The sequence below is a fragment of the Paraburkholderia sp. EB58 genome (genome assembly GCF_050436665.1).
Lineage (GTDB): Bacteria > Pseudomonadota > Gammaproteobacteria > Burkholderiales > Burkholderiaceae > Paraburkholderia.
Genome location: NZ_JBNDMQ010000014.1, coordinates 136,090 through 151,676 on the forward strand (window position 1 = coordinate 136,090; position 15,587 = coordinate 151,676).

Annotated in this window: 13 protein-coding genes and 2 pseudogenes; 3 read left to right on the forward strand and 12 right to left on the reverse strand. The window is 58.3% G+C overall.

From position 1 onward, the window contains the following. Nucleotides 1-115: 115 nt before the first annotated feature. The 3 genes from P3T40_RS21585 to P3T40_RS21595 all read right to left on the reverse strand — a co-directional run bounded on the left by P3T40_RS21585 (nt 116) and on the right by P3T40_RS21595 (nt 4,554). Nucleotides 116-2,611: a CoA transferase gene (locus P3T40_RS21585; RefSeq protein ID WP_429269759.1), complete on the reverse strand. Its 2,496-nt coding sequence runs from the start codon at nt 2,609-2,611 to the stop codon at nt 116-118. Nucleotides 2,612-2,634: 23 nt separating this feature from the next. After that, entirely contained in the window at nt 2,635-3,480 is an 846-nt protein-coding gene (locus P3T40_RS21590; RefSeq protein WP_429269760.1) for a class II aldolase/adducin family protein, read from the reverse strand. A gap of 489 nt (nt 3,481-3,969) precedes the next feature. Further along, a complete protein-coding gene (locus P3T40_RS21595) occupies nt 3,970-4,554 on the reverse strand; it encodes a DUF308 domain-containing protein (protein ID WP_429269822.1) in 585 nt (194 codons plus the stop codon). 325 nt (nt 4,555-4,879) lie between these two features. Between P3T40_RS21595 and P3T40_RS21600 the strand changes: the two genes are divergently transcribed. After that, entirely contained in the window at nt 4,880-5,944 is a 1,065-nt protein-coding gene (locus tag P3T40_RS21600) for a carboxymuconolactone decarboxylase family protein (RefSeq protein ID WP_429269761.1), read from the forward strand. 5 nt (nt 5,945-5,949) lie between these two features. On the opposite strand, the gene P3T40_RS21605 is transcribed toward P3T40_RS21600, so the two are convergent. From P3T40_RS21605 to P3T40_RS21635, 7 genes and pseudogenes are all read right to left on the reverse strand, one after another. Next, nucleotides 5,950-7,224, reverse strand: coding sequence for an MFS transporter (locus P3T40_RS21605; protein ID WP_429269762.1), 1,275 nt, complete (start codon nt 7,222-7,224; stop codon nt 5,950-5,952). Nucleotides 7,225-7,317: 93 nt separating this feature from the next. Then, nucleotides 7,318-7,524, reverse strand: coding sequence for a tautomerase family protein (locus tag P3T40_RS21610; RefSeq protein WP_429269763.1), 207 nt, complete (start codon nt 7,522-7,524; stop codon nt 7,318-7,320). Nucleotides 7,525-7,543: 19 nt separating this feature from the next. Continuing rightward, nucleotides 7,544-7,774, reverse strand: a complete 231-nt coding sequence (locus tag P3T40_RS21615; RefSeq protein WP_429269764.1) for a tautomerase family protein — start codon at nt 7,772-7,774, stop codon at nt 7,544-7,546. A gap of 26 nt (nt 7,775-7,800) precedes the next feature. Further along, nucleotides 7,801-9,210, reverse strand: coding sequence for an MmgE/PrpD family protein (locus P3T40_RS21620; RefSeq protein WP_429269765.1), 1,410 nt, complete (start codon nt 9,208-9,210; stop codon nt 7,801-7,803). Between the two features lie 256 nt (nt 9,211-9,466). Continuing rightward, on the reverse strand, nt 9,467-10,378 hold the full coding sequence (locus P3T40_RS21625) for a LysR family transcriptional regulator (protein ID WP_429269766.1): 912 nt from the start codon (nt 10,376-10,378) through the stop codon (nt 9,467-9,469). 248 nt (nt 10,379-10,626) lie between these two features. Then, complete coding sequence (locus tag P3T40_RS21630) at nt 10,627-10,923, reverse strand: hypothetical protein (RefSeq protein WP_429269767.1); 297 nt, start codon at nt 10,921-10,923, stop codon at nt 10,627-10,629. A gap of 257 nt (nt 10,924-11,180) precedes the next feature. Next, a pseudogene (locus tag P3T40_RS21635) lies at nt 11,181-11,645 on the reverse strand (helix-turn-helix domain-containing protein); the annotation flags it as partial. Between the two features lie 8 nt (nt 11,646-11,653). Here P3T40_RS21635 and P3T40_RS21640 point away from each other — a divergent pair. Then, nucleotides 11,654-11,872 (forward strand): annotated as a pseudogene (locus P3T40_RS21640) (putative quinol monooxygenase); the annotation flags it as partial. 105 nt (nt 11,873-11,977) lie between these two features. Here P3T40_RS21640 and P3T40_RS21645 read toward each other — a convergent pair. After that, entirely contained in the window at nt 11,978-12,994 is a 1,017-nt protein-coding gene (locus P3T40_RS21645) for a D-cysteine desulfhydrase family protein (RefSeq protein ID WP_429269768.1), read from the reverse strand. Nucleotides 12,995-13,172: 178 nt separating this feature from the next. Here P3T40_RS21645 and P3T40_RS21650 point away from each other — a divergent pair, with 178 nt between their 5' ends. Beyond that, nucleotides 13,173-13,907 carry a molybdopterin-dependent oxidoreductase gene (locus P3T40_RS21650; protein ID WP_429269769.1) on the forward strand — a complete coding sequence of 245 codons (735 nt, stop codon included), beginning with the start codon at nt 13,173-13,175 and terminating at the stop codon, nt 13,905-13,907. Between the two features lie 943 nt (nt 13,908-14,850). Here the strand turns inward: P3T40_RS21650 and P3T40_RS21655 are convergent. Next, complete coding sequence (locus P3T40_RS21655) at nt 14,851-15,447, reverse strand: YopT-type cysteine protease domain-containing protein (protein ID WP_429269770.1); 597 nt, start codon at nt 15,445-15,447, stop codon at nt 14,851-14,853. Between the last annotated feature and the right edge of the window lie 140 nt (nt 15,448-15,587).

The window sequence follows — 15,587 nt, forward strand, 5'->3', positions numbered from 1 at the left end:
GCATGTATGGGTCGGCACTTTCCGATCATGCGCAGCTTCATCGGGAAACCGTACTTCGGGAGTAAAACCTGGCCGTCGATCAGAGCTTGCGCCTCTGCGCGGTCCCCAAAAATAGTCAGAGGGGAAGATAGTGATGCAGTACAGACCACCCGTCTCTGGTGATGCCTCGTTCCTTCAACTCTGCGATTTCCTCGGGGCCAAATCCAAAATCCCGGAGAACCTCTGCTGTGTCGGAACCGGGAAGCGGCGCCGGCCGAAGTTGCGCGATGGGAGTGCGAGCAGTCCGATACCACGTGGGCAAAAGCAGTGAAACGGTGTAACCACTGGGATGATGGTTAAAGTGCTGCATCACGATGGAGCGCGTGTCCGCTGCAATGGGGCTCTCTTGAATTCCTTCTAGCTCGTAATCCGCGCGAAGCTCGTCCAGCCGTCGAACCGCGACCGCCGCGGTACGCGGGACGCACGCGACTGCCTCAGAGACTTCGCTCTTGTTAAGTTGACGAATTCTGGCTGCGATTCCGTCATAACTCGTGGTGTTGGCCTGCAACGTGTCGGCAATCGCCTGAATAGACGACTCTCGGCCCCCGAGGTAAATCCAACCGTCGGCTGCTCGATAAACGGCCTGAGCCGGACCATAGCCGGTCGCTCGCGAAACTTCCGGCTCGTTCAGTCGATTCACGCTGTCGACGACATACGGGAACTGCACAAGTTGGCCACCCATACTCAGGGACGTTTCTACATTCGCGCTTCCGCGACCCAGTTCTCTTGCTATGAGCGACTGAGCAATACCCAGAGCAGACAGGAAACCGGTTATGTAGTCGATACACGACGCCAGGCCGTGCAGGACCGGTTCCTCGGCGGTGCCGTAGCGGGAAGCAATGCCGACGCCGAACTGGACGACGGGATCGTAGCCCGGGTCGTTCTTGCGGGGACCGCCCAAGGGGCCGCGCCATGCGGTTATCTGGCACGCAATCGCGGAAGGATTAGCGTCTGAGATCTGCGGAAACGATATCCCCAGCCTCTGGCTCGACTCGTCGAGAAAATTCTGGATGATGACGTCGGATTGCTTAACGATCCGGCGCAGTGACTCGCGGCCTTCTTCGGTCTTCAGGTCGACGATGATGGCACGCTTGCCCTGGTTGACTTCCATGCCGAACCACATGGTGTGGCGAGGGCCGGCAATCGGTGCAGGCGGATCAATGCGAATGACATCAGCTCCGAATTCAGCCAATACCCGTGCGGCCGCAGGGCCGGCAATCGTATTGGAGATATCCACCACGCGGATACCCTCCAGCACGGTCTTACGCTCGGCGTTGAATGCTTTGGGCTCGATACGTTTGCCGGACCACCGCGCCGCGAGCGGGTCGTCAATATGGCGGTAGGGGCGCAATTCCGGCGAAACCGTTTTACCACTCGCGCCAAGCAAGGTTACGAAACGACCGGCTTGACGAGTCTCGCCAAGGCGCGGGTCAACCAGTGACGTAACGTTGCCACCTTCGATTGCGGAAGGGAGCTGGAGCCATTCTTTGGTGGTGCGAACGATAGAGACAGGTACGCCGGCGCGCGCAAGGTCAGTTTCCCATTCGGCGGCCGGCCGGGTGGAAATGCGTTCTTCGAAGGCGCTCCGCAACTTCTGCCGCCAGCTGACGCTCAGCGTCGCCAGATTGACGTTGTTATCAGCTCCGCTCTCGTCGAAAGGACTGCCAAGTACGAGTCCGTCGCCAATCATGCGATCGAGCAACCCGAGTGCCTGGAGGAGCGCACGGGACTGCTGGACATGCTCGACCGCATTGATGAAGATCTGCCTACCATCCGAGCAGCTATACGTCGCGAACAACGGCCATGCGAAGTCGGACAGGTAGCGGTCCAACGCGGCGGTATGTTCGGCCGTGAGGTGCGTCGAGAGGTCCCGAAGAATCGGGAAAGCGACATCCCGCATCGCCTTTTCAACCGGCGGGAGGTCGAATCGCACGGGCTGGTTTTCAATATTCATCGCCAGCAGCGCCATCGCAGACATCGCCGCGTCTGCCAGCGGAACTTCAATATACTGTCCGATACCGCTGCGCAGTCGATGGAGATAGCCCATGCTTGCGGCAATTGCCCCGTGCACGCCGCCGTATGCCGAAGCCAGCGGAATGGACGTAAAGCGCGGGGCACCGCCACGCAACGGTCCGGCAAGATGAATGTCGGTATACACGCCGCAGACCGCGTCGATCACGCCTTCCCAGCCGGGTATGTCGCTCTCCGCGCTCTGTGATGCGAATGCGGGCAGCGAGATGTAGACGGCTGCGGGATTGAGGGCCTCGATTGCAGGATAGTCAACACCGAAACTTGCGCTTCGGCCCGGACCGAGGTTTTCGATAATGATGTCCGCGTCCTGGGCGAGCGCGAGGGCGGCGCGTCGACCCGATTCGGATTTGAGGTCGAGCGTGATGCCGGTTTTGCCGCGATCCAGCAGTGCATCGTCGACGGAAGTCCGGCGATTCGGCGGCTCAATCTCGATGACTTCCGCCCCTTGGTCAGCAAGAAGCATTGCGGCAACCCGGCCGGGCCAGGCGCTACCGAGATGGAGTACCCGGACGTCTTTCATCGGGTAGGTGGGTTTAGTCATTGCGGATGGACGTGGCCACGGACTCAGTCCAGCAGATCCGGTTGTTCCTTGACGATGCGGGAGTAGAGGAGCTGGAACTGGAACCAGCCTGCCTGCGCGGAGCCGACAATCGAATGCGACTGGCGCGCGGCGGCATCGGAAATCGTCTTCAGCGGTGCGCCGGTGTGTGCCGCTGCGGCTTCCGCCATCAGTTGCACCTGGCATGAACGCTCCATGGTGATGAACCACCATGCGGCCTCGTCCACGGTCTTGCCAACTGTCAGCAAACCGTGATTCTGCAGAATGGCCGCCTTGTTCGAACCCAGTGCATCGGCTATGCGCTGGCCTTCGTCCAACTCCACTGCCACGCCGCCGAATTCATCGTAGACGGCATGGTCGTTGTAGAAGGCGCAGACATCCTGTGTGATCGGGTCCAGCGGGCGGCCCAGCGTCGACCACGTTCTGCCGTAGGTACTGTGCGAATGCGCGGCTGCCATCGCGTCGGGACGCGCCTGGTGCACGCGCGAATGGATCGCAAAGGCCGCTGCGTTGACCGGGAGGTCTCCCTCCACGACATTGCCATGGTGGTCGCAGCGGATCAGGTTGGACACCTTCACCTGACTGAAATGCACGCCGAACGGATTGACCCAGAAGGTGTCGCTGAACTCGGGGTCGCGCATCGTGATGTGGCCCGCCGCACCTTCGTCGAAGCCGAACTTCGAGAACAGCCGGAACGCGGCCGCGAGGCGCTGCTTGCCGTGCAAACGCGCCTGCGCCGGGGAATCGAACTCAGGTGGGCGAGATACATGCTGGTATCGCGCCTTGAGCTCTTCGGGGAGGCCCGTAGCCATATCAAAGTCGGGCGCAGCTTGCGTTTGCGGGGACGTCATGTTGATTTTCGCCTGTGTGGATACGCGAGTGAATGAATGGATACGCGCAGTCACTGTGCTGTATTCTCAGTCAGTGAAACTTCCATCCATTCGGCTTGACCACATCCTACGATGGCGCATGATCGTCGATCTGCAAGATTTCTGACGTTTCCAGGTTTTCCCACGCAGCTTCTGATGCGCCCCCGGTCTGCTACCTTTGCCCAGGTACGACACCACAGCTTTGCCGTAACATCCAATGTCGAGGCCAGACTGAAGTGTCGTAGCGCTGGCCAGATACAGATGTCGTAGTCTTGATGTCGGGTTTGAGTCTGTCTTTAACGGTTTAAAGCTCACGCAGCGTTGAAGGAATGCGGTGAAACGGGCAGGGCGCGTCAGTCCGTTCAGTGGCTGTCTGCAGACCGCTGGCGAGGTTTGCGAACCTTGACTGCGAGCGTGACGGGTTCTGGCGCGGCCCGGATCAGCGCGGCATTGACGTCCTCACGTGTGAATTTAATGCGTCGATGCAAACTTGCGTCGCAGTTGGCCGGTCGATAGCCACAACGCGGAGACAAGAAAATAGATCGCGCCGACACCTGCGTAGCCAGCCACTTTAACAATCGCCGGAGGCGCTGATGCATGGGCCTGCGCGATAAAAAACGCGCCCGCCAGCGCCGACTGGCCCCCGCTCAAAATCATTGCCCATTGCGCACCAAAGTGCTTCCAGCGGCGGACGGCGGTGGCGAGCTGAAGTAATCCGGACAGAACGGCCCAGACTCCGAATACATCAAGGACCAGGCTTGTGTTGACGCTCAATACCACAATCGCCGCAATCGCTATCACCGCGCTAGCGAAGACGTTGAAAGCCTGAGTAAGGTTTTCACGCATCCCACCGCTACGCGACATGTCGACGTAATTGGCCAGCGCATCCCATACGGGATAGACGATGAGCAGTGCTGCTCCGATCGCCGTGGCATGCTGCCCGATGGCGAACGCGAGCGCGACCCACAGGACAGAAAATGCGGCACGCGCAAAATAATAGTGTTTGAGCCACCGCTCACCCTGAAGGCGGGTGGCATCTGAAAGATGATTAGCCATTGGAACTCCTTTCGGATTTTGTCGACCGCGTCGCCTTGAGCGACGCGCCAAGCTCTTGCCGCGATGGGCTGTCGCCAGGATCGCACCAGCGTCATCGCGACAAGAAGCCTGCGTTGATAGAGATGATGGCATTCGGCCTGTTTTTATAGCATCGGTCAGATGACCGGTTCGGCTTGACGCATACTGAGCTCCCGCAGTCTGACCAGAAGCATCCAGCATGGCATCCGCCGCAAAACACGACATCTGTATCTTGCTGAAACCCGACATTGACATAATGCTGCTACATCCAATAGATTGATAATTTATCTTATGTCAAATCAGATCATTGTTCGACATCGACTCCCCAGCCGCCTCCGATACTCGCGCTTTGAACCGTTACCGCGCGCTATCTCCACAATCCGCCAATACCTGGCGACACAAATGGCACCTCAAGGCCGCCCGTAGACTCCCAACATCCAGACCACCAGCGTGCATTTCGTGCTCCTCACATATCGCTCCAGCTATCGCCCGTCAGGCAACTTTATCTCCCCACGCAGCCGACGCCTATCCGGTACCATCGAATCACAGCGATCTCCACAGATCGCACGGCTACCCTCATCCGACGGAACCCATCATGACCCGCACCGCAAGACAGCAGTCCATCAAGGACGACTTCATCCGCATCAGAAATACATGGGCCCCGCAATGGGAAAGCATTTTGCGGATGGACTGTGAATTCCTGAACGCCTACCTGCACCTGTCGGCCGTGCCGCTACGGCACAATCACCTCGACAACAAGGTGAAGGAGTTCATCTACATCGCGGTGAATGCTTCGTCGACACACCTTTTCGCGCCTGGTATCCAGATGCATCTGAAAGCGGCGCTCGAGTTTGGCGCCACCGCCGGCGAGTTGATGGAGGTTTTTCAGCTGACCAGCACAGTCGGGATCCATGCATCGAATGTCGGCGTACCGATCCTGCTCGAGGTCCTGAGCGAGGAAGGCTTGAGCCCGAACGTTGTCACCTCAGACGAACGACGCGAGGCGCTCAAACAGCGCTTTATCGAGTCGCAGGGCTATTGGGAAGCTTCATGGGATGCTTTGTTAAGCCTTGACCCGGATTTCTTCAAGGCGTACGTGGATTTTTCGGCGATCCCCTGGCAGTCCGGGCACCTCGAACCAAAAGTCAAGGAACTCGTGCTCTGTGCGCTCGACGTTGCGGCGACGCACCTGTACAAGCCCGGCATCAAGACACATATGCGTAACGCCATTCGTCATGGCGCGACGCAAGACGAAATCATGGAAATGCTCGAGATCGTCAGCGTCATTGGCATTCACGGCGCCTTGATCGGTGTTCCCATGCTGGAAGAGAACATCAACGCTCTGAACGGTAGCCAGAAGCTCGCCGACTGACGCGGCTACGCTGCTTGCTTCGACCGCCCGCGACCCTTGACCCATCGATCTAAAACAGCGCAGGCAAGCAGCAGAGCACCGGTTACGAAAAACACATAACGCATTCCGAAATGCACACCGACGGCGCCGCCGATGAGCGGGCCCGTGACCTGTCCAGCGTATTGAGCGGACTGCAGATACCCCAACATCTTCCCGGATTCCTGCTCATGCACCGCCTGCCTCACGAGTTTGGCGATCGACGGTAACAAGCCCGCCAGCGTCATTCCCATCAGTCCGCGCAGCGCTGCCAGTTGCCACCACTCGGTCACGAAGGCCTGGGGAATCATGACCAGACCGGTTGCAAACAGACAGCCGATGATGACGTTCCAGCCGCCTACGCGGTCGGCCAGTGCGCCTAGTCTGGCAGCCATGACCATGCTGCCGAACGCCGAACACGCCATCACGATGCCGGCAACCGTGGCGAGCCGGTTGTGAGCAACACCCAACTGTCCGATATACACGGTGATGATCGGCTCGATGGACATATTGGACAGCAACACCATCATTGCAGTGACCAGTAGCGCGCCGAGGACCACGTAATTGCGCTTCGGATGCTGCACGGCACCGGCAGTCTGCTTCGACTTGCTCTGCGGCCGATTTGTGAAGTCTTCCCGCACCAGCGTAATGGTCAGGAGAGCGGCAATAGCAATCATGCCGCCAGCCGCGAAGAACGCACCCCGAATGCCTATCAGATTCGGCAGCACGCCGCCAATCAACGGGCCTACGAGATTTCCGGCAAGTACGCCCGTGGACAGCACGCCCAACGCCCATCCTGCACGTTCGGGGGGCGCCTGAGTACCGATCATCACAATTGAAGCAGAAGCATACCCGCCGATCAGCCCGGCAGCGAATCGCAATGCGACAAGCTCGTAGACGTTGTGCGCCAGACCAATGGTCGACATGACCACGGCCATACCGATGGCGGCACGGATCAGCATCGGTTTGCGGCCGTAGCGGTCGGCCAGTTGGCCCCAGATCGGAGCAGTCAGTGCCGTGCCCAAAAACGTGACGCCAAACGCTACGCCTGACCATTGAACGATGGCGGAGGTCGAATTCACGCCGAGTTGCTGCACGTAGAGCGGCAGGAACGGCAGCAGCATGCTCAAACTGACTAGCGTGGTGAATGACCCGAATACGCAGACGATCAGGTTCCTGCGCCAATACTGCGCGTTGCGTGCCGAATACGTGTTGTTTTCAATGCCGAGGACTGCCTGGGGAAACTCGTCGCTGGTGTTTGCCATTACAGATTAATGTATCGCTGATTTGAAACGATCCGCCAGGCTCGAAGCCTGGCGGACCGGTTGTCTAGCTTTCAACCACGTAGCGTCGCGTGGTCAGGGCGTCCTGTTCTTCTTGAAGTCTTCCCCGTTGATGCGGCTGGAAATGCTGATATTTTCCGCAGGATGCTCGTGCAGGATGACGTTGATGATCTTTGGATCCGATCCGATGGAGTCGTGGGTGACCTGAATGATGTCACGGATCAGTTCTTCCCGACGCTCAGGCGTCAGGCCGGTTTTGATATGGCATTCGATGAAAGGCACGAAATATCTCCAGCAATTCCTATTTGAGGCGTTCGATGAGTTCTTTGTCGTTCGCTGCACCTTCGACATACTCCGGAAGGTGCTCGCCATGTTCGACGAAGTTGATGCCTCGTCCTTCGCGTATCACCAGAAAGATGTCGTTCTTCGTCTCACCTGTTGCGGCACTGACCACCCGCAGCAGGCCAGCGGCGAGTTGCCGCTTTTGCTCGTCGGTTCGGCCGAACCGCATGTCACATGAAATGAGGGCCATGAAACTTCTCCTAAAGACCTTCGTGGTTATTGGATCCCCGCGTGTTCTGCCGGGTATCGGGGTTCTGGACTGACCTTCGCCATGAGTTGCATCAACTCCGCAATCGGGTGTTCATCCAGTGAGGAGACCAGATCGATAATCTGGCCTCGAAGCGCTTCATCCGCGTAGGGTTCGCTCAGCCAATGGAATTTCTCGACCGTGCGCTCCCAAGTGAACGGATTGTCGAGCCCACCTTCGAAGCCGACATGAGCCTGCGAAAGCACACGGCCGTCCTTGCATCGAATCGTTACTCGTGCGTTCAATGCCTGCGGATACTGCGCGGTGAACTGCGCGTCTGGCTGCACTGTGACCTTCTTGAGCAGCGCCTGCGCGTCAGCCGCCTGGACACGTTCCGGTTCAAGCTGGGCCGGTCCCACCTGATCGTCGATTAACGCCGCTGCAATCAGGTACTTGAGGTTGTAGTCGGCCTGCTCCTTGGTCTGCGGAGCGTCCTTTGGACCGAAACTGCCCCCTCCCGCAATGTCGAAGCCGGTCTGGAATATGTCGCACACGACCGCCTCGACGTCTTCGCTCTTCACGCCGTTCCGGCGCTTCAGATCAAGCGTCGCTTCGAGCACCGGCTGACCGTGAATCAGCGAACAGTACTTCTTCATCACCGTCTGATGGATGACCTCCAGCTTGTTGTCATCCCAGTCCACGTCGAGCGGCTGATCGAACATGCGCACCAGCCCGTTGGGCCCTTCGAACAGACGCAGTGGACCCGTGAAACCGCGTTTCGCGAGCGACGCCGAGTAGATCGCCCGCATGCCGGTGATGGCCGGCGAAAAGCCCTTCCATTGCGACACAGGCTCGGAATGGACGCAGGTCAAGGAAATGTTGTCGACGGTGGCGATCGCCACCGCATGGGCGATCTGTTCGGCATCGAGACCGAATAGCTTGCCCGAACCCGCGGCCGACGAGATCGCCAGCTGGATTGCGTGATTGAACCCTTTCGCCATGACCGGAACGATCGCGGTAATGCGGCAGCCGATCTCATAGGCCACGGCAAGCGCGAGCATGAAGTCCTCGCCGCTTGCCGATGCATGGTCGGCCGCGGCGAGGATCGTGCCGAAATTGTCGCTGGGGTGACACAGGCCGCCCGGCGACATGTAGCTGTCGAGCAGATCGACATAGCGCACGAGGCCAGAGTTATACAACGCGGCCTGATCCGGCGACGTCGTGCCACCGCCAATCAGGGTGCACGCACCCGAGCGGCCGTACTCGTCGAACTGCTCGCGAAGCGCCTTGAACGGCTTGCCCGGCAGCGCGCCGATCGCACAGCCCAGGCTGTCGAGGATGTTTCGCTTGAACACGGTTCGCGACTGCGGCGTGAGATGCTGCGCACACGCGTCGAAAGCAAACTGTCCGATACGTTCAGTCGTAGTAGGTGTACTCATGTGACGAAAGTCTCACGGTAAATCGCCTATCAGCCGCAGCGGCAAGCTGATTTGCAGTTGAAATCTGGCGTCCAGTCCTTTTGGGGACATCAGCCTGGAACGCCGCATCAGTGCCGGCGTTTGCTAGTGACGCGTTCGATACGCGAGCCAATGGTGCAAAATCGCACCGTTCGAAGTGAATATCAAGCGAAGGTATTGCATAGGGTTATCTATCTTGCAGATACCCCCCCGCCCCGCCCAGCCTGACTGGGCATCGTTACTCGGTGCTCAGTGCCCCATCCGTACAGTCGCGCAACAACTCGACCCACGTCTTGATCTTCGCATCGAGATACTGCCGCGACGCATACACGGCGAACACATTCAGCGTTTGCAGCTGATAGTCCGGCAGCACGCGCTTTAGCAAACCCGAGCGCAGCAGGGCTCGAACCGTGAAGGTCGGTAACGCGCCAATGCCCATTCCTTCCACCACCGCAACCGCCATGGCATCGGGAACGTTCACCTTGAAGCGGCCATCAGGCAGCGTGAATTCATACGCTCCCTTCACATCTTCCAGATGCCAGCGGTCCGCCGGAAAAACCGGCATGGCAACCTGAAGACAGGTGTGGTTCGATAAATCGTGGACTGTCTGCGGTACGCCGTGTATCGCGAGATACTTTGTGGACGCGCACAGAATGCTGTAGAACGTGCCGAGCCGGCGTGAGACGTACGCCGAGTCGGGCAGCGACCCCGGCGCGACCCGCAAGGCCACGTCGTAGCCCTCTTCCAGCAGGTCGGGCACGTTCTGCGAGAGCGTGAGATCCACGGTGACTGCCGGATAACGCTCCTGGTACGCCGCGACCGCGGGAACCACATAGTTTTGCCCGAGGCTCGACATTGCGTGGACTCGCAGCGTTCCCACTGGTTTCGCATGGGCGTTCGATGCCTCAGCCTCGGCCTCGGCAACCGACGCGGTGATCGCGTAGCACCGTTGCAAATACCGCTCGCCTGCTTCTGTCAGTGCGATGCGGCGCGTCGTGCGGTTGAGCAAGCGGGTACGCAGATGAGATTCGAGGTCGGAAACCGATCGGGACACGTAACCCGTTGTGGTCCCCAATTGACTGGCAGCCGCTGTAAAGCTCCCCGCCTCGGCCACTTCGACGAACATCCTCATGTTGCGGAACGTGTCCATGCTGCTCCGATCAATCCATGTTGAACGGAGACAGCACATTTATCTCCGCCTCGGCATCTTGTCTGAATTCGACATGTTGTCCTTAACGCCTCACATACAGCATAGCTTGACCCCGATCTACTTTCTGTTGGGCCATCCACCAGAATGGCCGTGCTCCGTGCATCTTCCCTTGCTGGGCGGAGTCCTCCGCGATTGTTTCCGTATCCGAACAAGTTACGCGGACTAGTTCCCCGGCCAAAAAGAAGTGCTCAGCTGCCGCCGAAGTACAAGCTGCAGTAACTAGCCGGTGCAACGCAGTCAGTGCCCCGATGCGAGGCTTTAGCGTTTTCACGACGGAAGAAGTCGACGATGCGAAGACCCGAATGTCCTTCAGCACCTGAACTGGAAGCCGCAGACCCGGCGGTAACGCCGCCGACGCTTGATTCGCCCGCCTGTGACTGGGATTGGGCCGGTGCAGCATTCGCTGGGATATCAGTCTGCGCAAACGACACAGCGGGAATCGCAAGCGCTGCGGAAACAACCATGGAGAAGAAAACCGATTTCATGACAACCTCCTGGAATCCACGTTACGCCTTGAACTGTTGTTCTTGGCACTTGCACAGATTCTAGGTAGAGCCAGGTCCGGGATGAAGATAGAAGTAGTCACAAGACTGTTGACTTGAAATGGCTCTTCCCGACCGCAGAAGCGAGCCTCTCGGGCCGGTCGCGAGGCAGCGATCTGTGGAATATATCGGCTGGATTGTGTCGCATCGGGCAACGCCAAATGCGTGATTGCGATCCCGGATGGTGCGGCGACAGCGACTTATGACGCCCGCAACTCACGCACGCCCTTCCCTAGCCGCCGGCGCAGCAATGTTCGCAAAGTCTGGCCATCCGCATAGCCGACCTGTTCCGCAATACGATCAACGGTGAGCTTGTTCGTCTTGAGCAGATGAACGGCGCGTTCAATCCGCAGATCCTGAATGTACTCGATGGGCGTTTTACCGAGCACCGCGTCCAGACGTCGCGTCAACGTCCGCTGGCTGGTTGCCAATATCTCGGCAACGACGTCGATCGCGATAGCCGTGTGAAGGTGTTCACGCACCCAGCGGTCGAACCGTTCGACGAGCGGGTCCGAATGGGCAAGGTGATCCGAGATCGCATAGGCAGACTGCGATAGCCGCGTATCGAATACGAGGTACCTGGCAACGAGCGCCGCAAGCTCGGGGCTACTGTTGCGGATCAGCCAGAGCGCAAGATCGAGGTGGCTCAGCGCCGCCCCTGCTGTCAGCGCATATGGCTGGCCAGGGGACGACTACGCCGATCTGGTTTGCGCTCAAGCTCTCGCCGACAACGTTCGGCATCTTCGATGCCTTTGCCAGCGAAGAAGATCGCGAGGCACACCTGCACGGCAGTATCGCCAAGGCTCTGATGGAGCATGCCGACGAGATGCTGGCAAGTCCCCCGTCGATCGAATCGATCGACGTGCTGGGAATGAAGAATCGGCTACCCTGACCCGTTGGCGTTCCGGGAGCGAACGCGAGACATCGCACCATCAGGGCCGCTTACGGCGGTGAGCGGCCCCGTTTGATTTCTATTTCGCTAAATAGTCCTGATCGATCACGCAAACGCGGTGGTTCGATAGGCAAACAACGAAGGGGTACCGCCGCTCATGATAAACAAGACCTTTTGTCCCGCAGCGAACTGTCCATTTTCAACGCTTTGAATCAGGCCCGCGAACGCCTTGCCGCTATATACCGGGTCCAATAGAAGACCTTCCTGGCTGGCCAAAAGATTAACCGCTCGAAGCATTGAATCAGTAGGTAGCCCATAGCCGTTGCCGAGTTGATCGCCGTGGAGAACAACATCGTCGCCGGAAGCCGTGAGACCGGAATCGATCAAGCCTAGCGTCTGCTGTACTTTTTCGCAGGTAGTGGCATAGGCTTTCTCGAGCGGCGCAAGAACTGTATAGCCCACTACTTTCCTTGGCGACACGCCAGCGGCGATTGCGCCGGCTACCAGCCCCGCCTGCATGCCACCGCTGCCATTGGCAACAACAATGTGGTCGAAGTCAATTCCGCTTTCTTTGGACTGGTCGAGAATCTCGTTTGCACAGGAGACATAGCCCAGACAACCGGCCGGGCTCGATCCACCGAGCGGACACACGTAAGCTTTTCGCCCCTCGCGACGCAACGTTGCAGCTCGATCTTCCGCAACCTGCAAAGCGCTAACGCTCCCGGGAATGTCATGAATGACTGCACCAAAGAGGCGGTCCAGCAGCACATTGCCATTCTCGACGTAGTCCTCATCTTCGATCGGAACTAGCCTCGAAAGCACCAGTTCACATTTCATTCCAACGCGCGCGGCCGCCGCTGCCGTCAATCGGGCATGGTTGGATTGCCGGCCACCGACCGTGATAATCGTGTCGGCGCCAGTTGCCTGCGCCTCGCCGATCAGAAACTCGAGTTTGCGCAGCTTGTTGCCCCCGCCCCCTAAGCCATCGACGTCGTCCCGCTTGACATAGATTTCGGCACCGCCTAAGTGCTGACTCAATCTAGGCAGCGCCACAATCGGCGAAGGTCCGTCACGCAATTGTGTCTTGGGAAATCGGGCAAGGTCTGTTGCTCGTAATGTCATTTAGTCACCGTCAAAGTAGGCTGATCGTTCGTCTGCGCGGAGGTGTTCGCCGTTGCTTGGCCTGAGTTCGAACTCACAGCTGGACGCACACGCATGCCCGCGCCTAATCATTTCCACGCCAGATCAGCCGGATCAGATGCCATCGGGCCAGGAAACTTGGCCACGAGAATACGCCGCCATGAGGATTATCCTGCGTATCGGCGATGATTGCTGGACGGCCCGCGCGGGAAGCGATGCGTTGTTCACGTGTTGCAACTGGAATAAGTCGTTGTCCGGCTGCGATCTGAGCAGCGACAAGTCGGTCAATACGATGTTGCGCAGGATCTCGTTCTTCAACGACGACGTGCAGGCCCTGCTGTTCGACCCGAACAAGATGGCGCCGACCTATCCGGAATCGATGATCACGCGGCCGTTTCCATTTAACGCGTTCTATGACATCGACGATGTGCCCGAGGTCGACGCGGCCACGTACCGGCTTCAGGTAGGCGGTCGTGCAAACGGCAAACGGGTGTGGACGCTCGACGAGCTGCACGCCCTGCCGCAGCAGGACCAGATCACCCGGCACATCTGCATTGAAGGATGGAGCGCGATCGGCCGCTGGGGCGGCGTGCGCTTTGCCGATTTCCTCAAACGCGCCGGCGCGGACACGACGGCACGCTATGTGTCATTGCATTGCGCGGACAACTACTGGACGAGCATCGACATGCCCACTGCCCTGCATGCGCAGACGCTGCTCACGCTCACCTACGACGGCCAGGTGCTGCCGCCGAAATACGGCTTTCCGATGAAGCTGCGCATGCCCACCAAGCTCGGCTACAAGAATCCCAAACACATCGTCGCGATCACCGTGACGAACGATTACTCCGGTGGTTACTGGGAGAACCAGGGCTACAACTGGTTCGGTGGCTCCTGAGCGGCGTCAGTGCGCGATGGTCATCATCAATCATGGTTGACGAGTGGTGGGTCGTGCGGAGGAGCTCGGCGCGAGCAGCGACAGCTACCAGTTGTTGTCTATATCCGTCAATTTGTTCGCCCTTGGCAACGCGTTCCATGTCCACATTGCCCCGCCTCCGGCCGGGTAGGGCCACCGATACCAGACATGCAGAGTAGCGGGACCACCGGGCGCTATCGTCGCTGCAACCGGATTTTTGGCTCCGTTCGCCAGCCAGGCCATACAGGGAACGCACGGCGCCAGTTGCACAAATAGAACGTAGTGCGCGAAGCCACCGATGGCTAGAGCAGGATCTGCATAAAGAGCCAATCCGTTGTTGCTTGCTACTAGAAGCGTATTTCGCTCCGCATGGTTCGAGACCGCGTTAAAACCTCCGGCTCCGACCAAGCCTGGAACCGGCACTCTGGTTCGGATGGACGCCATCCTGGAATTTCCAAACACTGCTCCGTACGGCAAGAGCGCACCGGTGGTGCCCAATGGCGCAGCAGTAGTAACAGCACTCTCAGCCGGAAACCCAGGGCCTGGCATCGTTGCGACAGCAGCCCAACAAGAGCCTTGGGCAATCCCCGCGCCGACCCCCGTCAGCACATTAAATTCATACTGTTCAACGCACATCTTGGCGAGCTCTTTCGCTATCGCATATCCGGGTGATATAGCAGCACCGGCTTGAGCAAACTGCCACAGGATTATCGGCATCACACGTCTCTTTTAAAGTTAACTAGTCCAACTCGCCTTCACTCATCGATCGACCACGATCAATCAATGGCCGACAATTCGAGTCCGACGTTGCCACTTTCGCTGGAAGCCTTTTGTGCGGATCTCGACGTTTCATCGCCCTGCCAAGCCCGCAAACGCACGCTGCTAAATTCGAGTGAATTGGCGCATCCCCGTACAATGCAAACGCTCAAGGATTGTCCACAAACGCGCAAATAGCATATCCGGACGTATCGCTATACTGTTCGGTCAGAAATTCATTGAGAAATTCCCGAAATGATGCTCGTGAGACGACGCACGCGCCGCAGTTTGGGTCATAGAACGCGACGGCCTTTTCGCCAAACTTCCATACGCCCAAGGCATGACCGGGCCCTGAGGGGAAATAAATGCATAAAATGTTCAGGCTTTCTTTCCATTCTGGAGTGGCCGTCATCAGGCTGAGATCGGCTCCATATTTATTTGAAGTGTAGCTATGGAGCTGAGCCGAACGGTACCAGAACGTTTTTCCCACCACAGCTTTTGCGTTGTTTTCCACCGAGGCCATGCCCTCCCATTTCGCTTCCATGGTGTTTTGAAGTTTTAATGCAGAGGTTTTGTTTTTGATACCTTTGGCAGGGTCCGTCTTGGCGGTATTCTGGGAAAGCCAGCCCATAACGAGCGCCAGACAAACGCCTCCGAAATTGGTAATCATCGGTCCGCCTAAAAAATCGGTAATCGTACTTTGGCTGGAGGTGAAAATAAGTTCTCCCCCGTGGCTTTCGACGATACTCGGAAAACTCTTTGGCATCGCATTTCCCCTTGAAAAGTGCACGTCGCGACATGCTTAAGAAGCGCCACCATCCCTGCGCCGTAGCGCCGGCGAACCCGGCAGGTAAACGCTGGTCCCGCTGGTCCCGCTGGTTCCTTTAGATTCTTCGACAAGCCGTG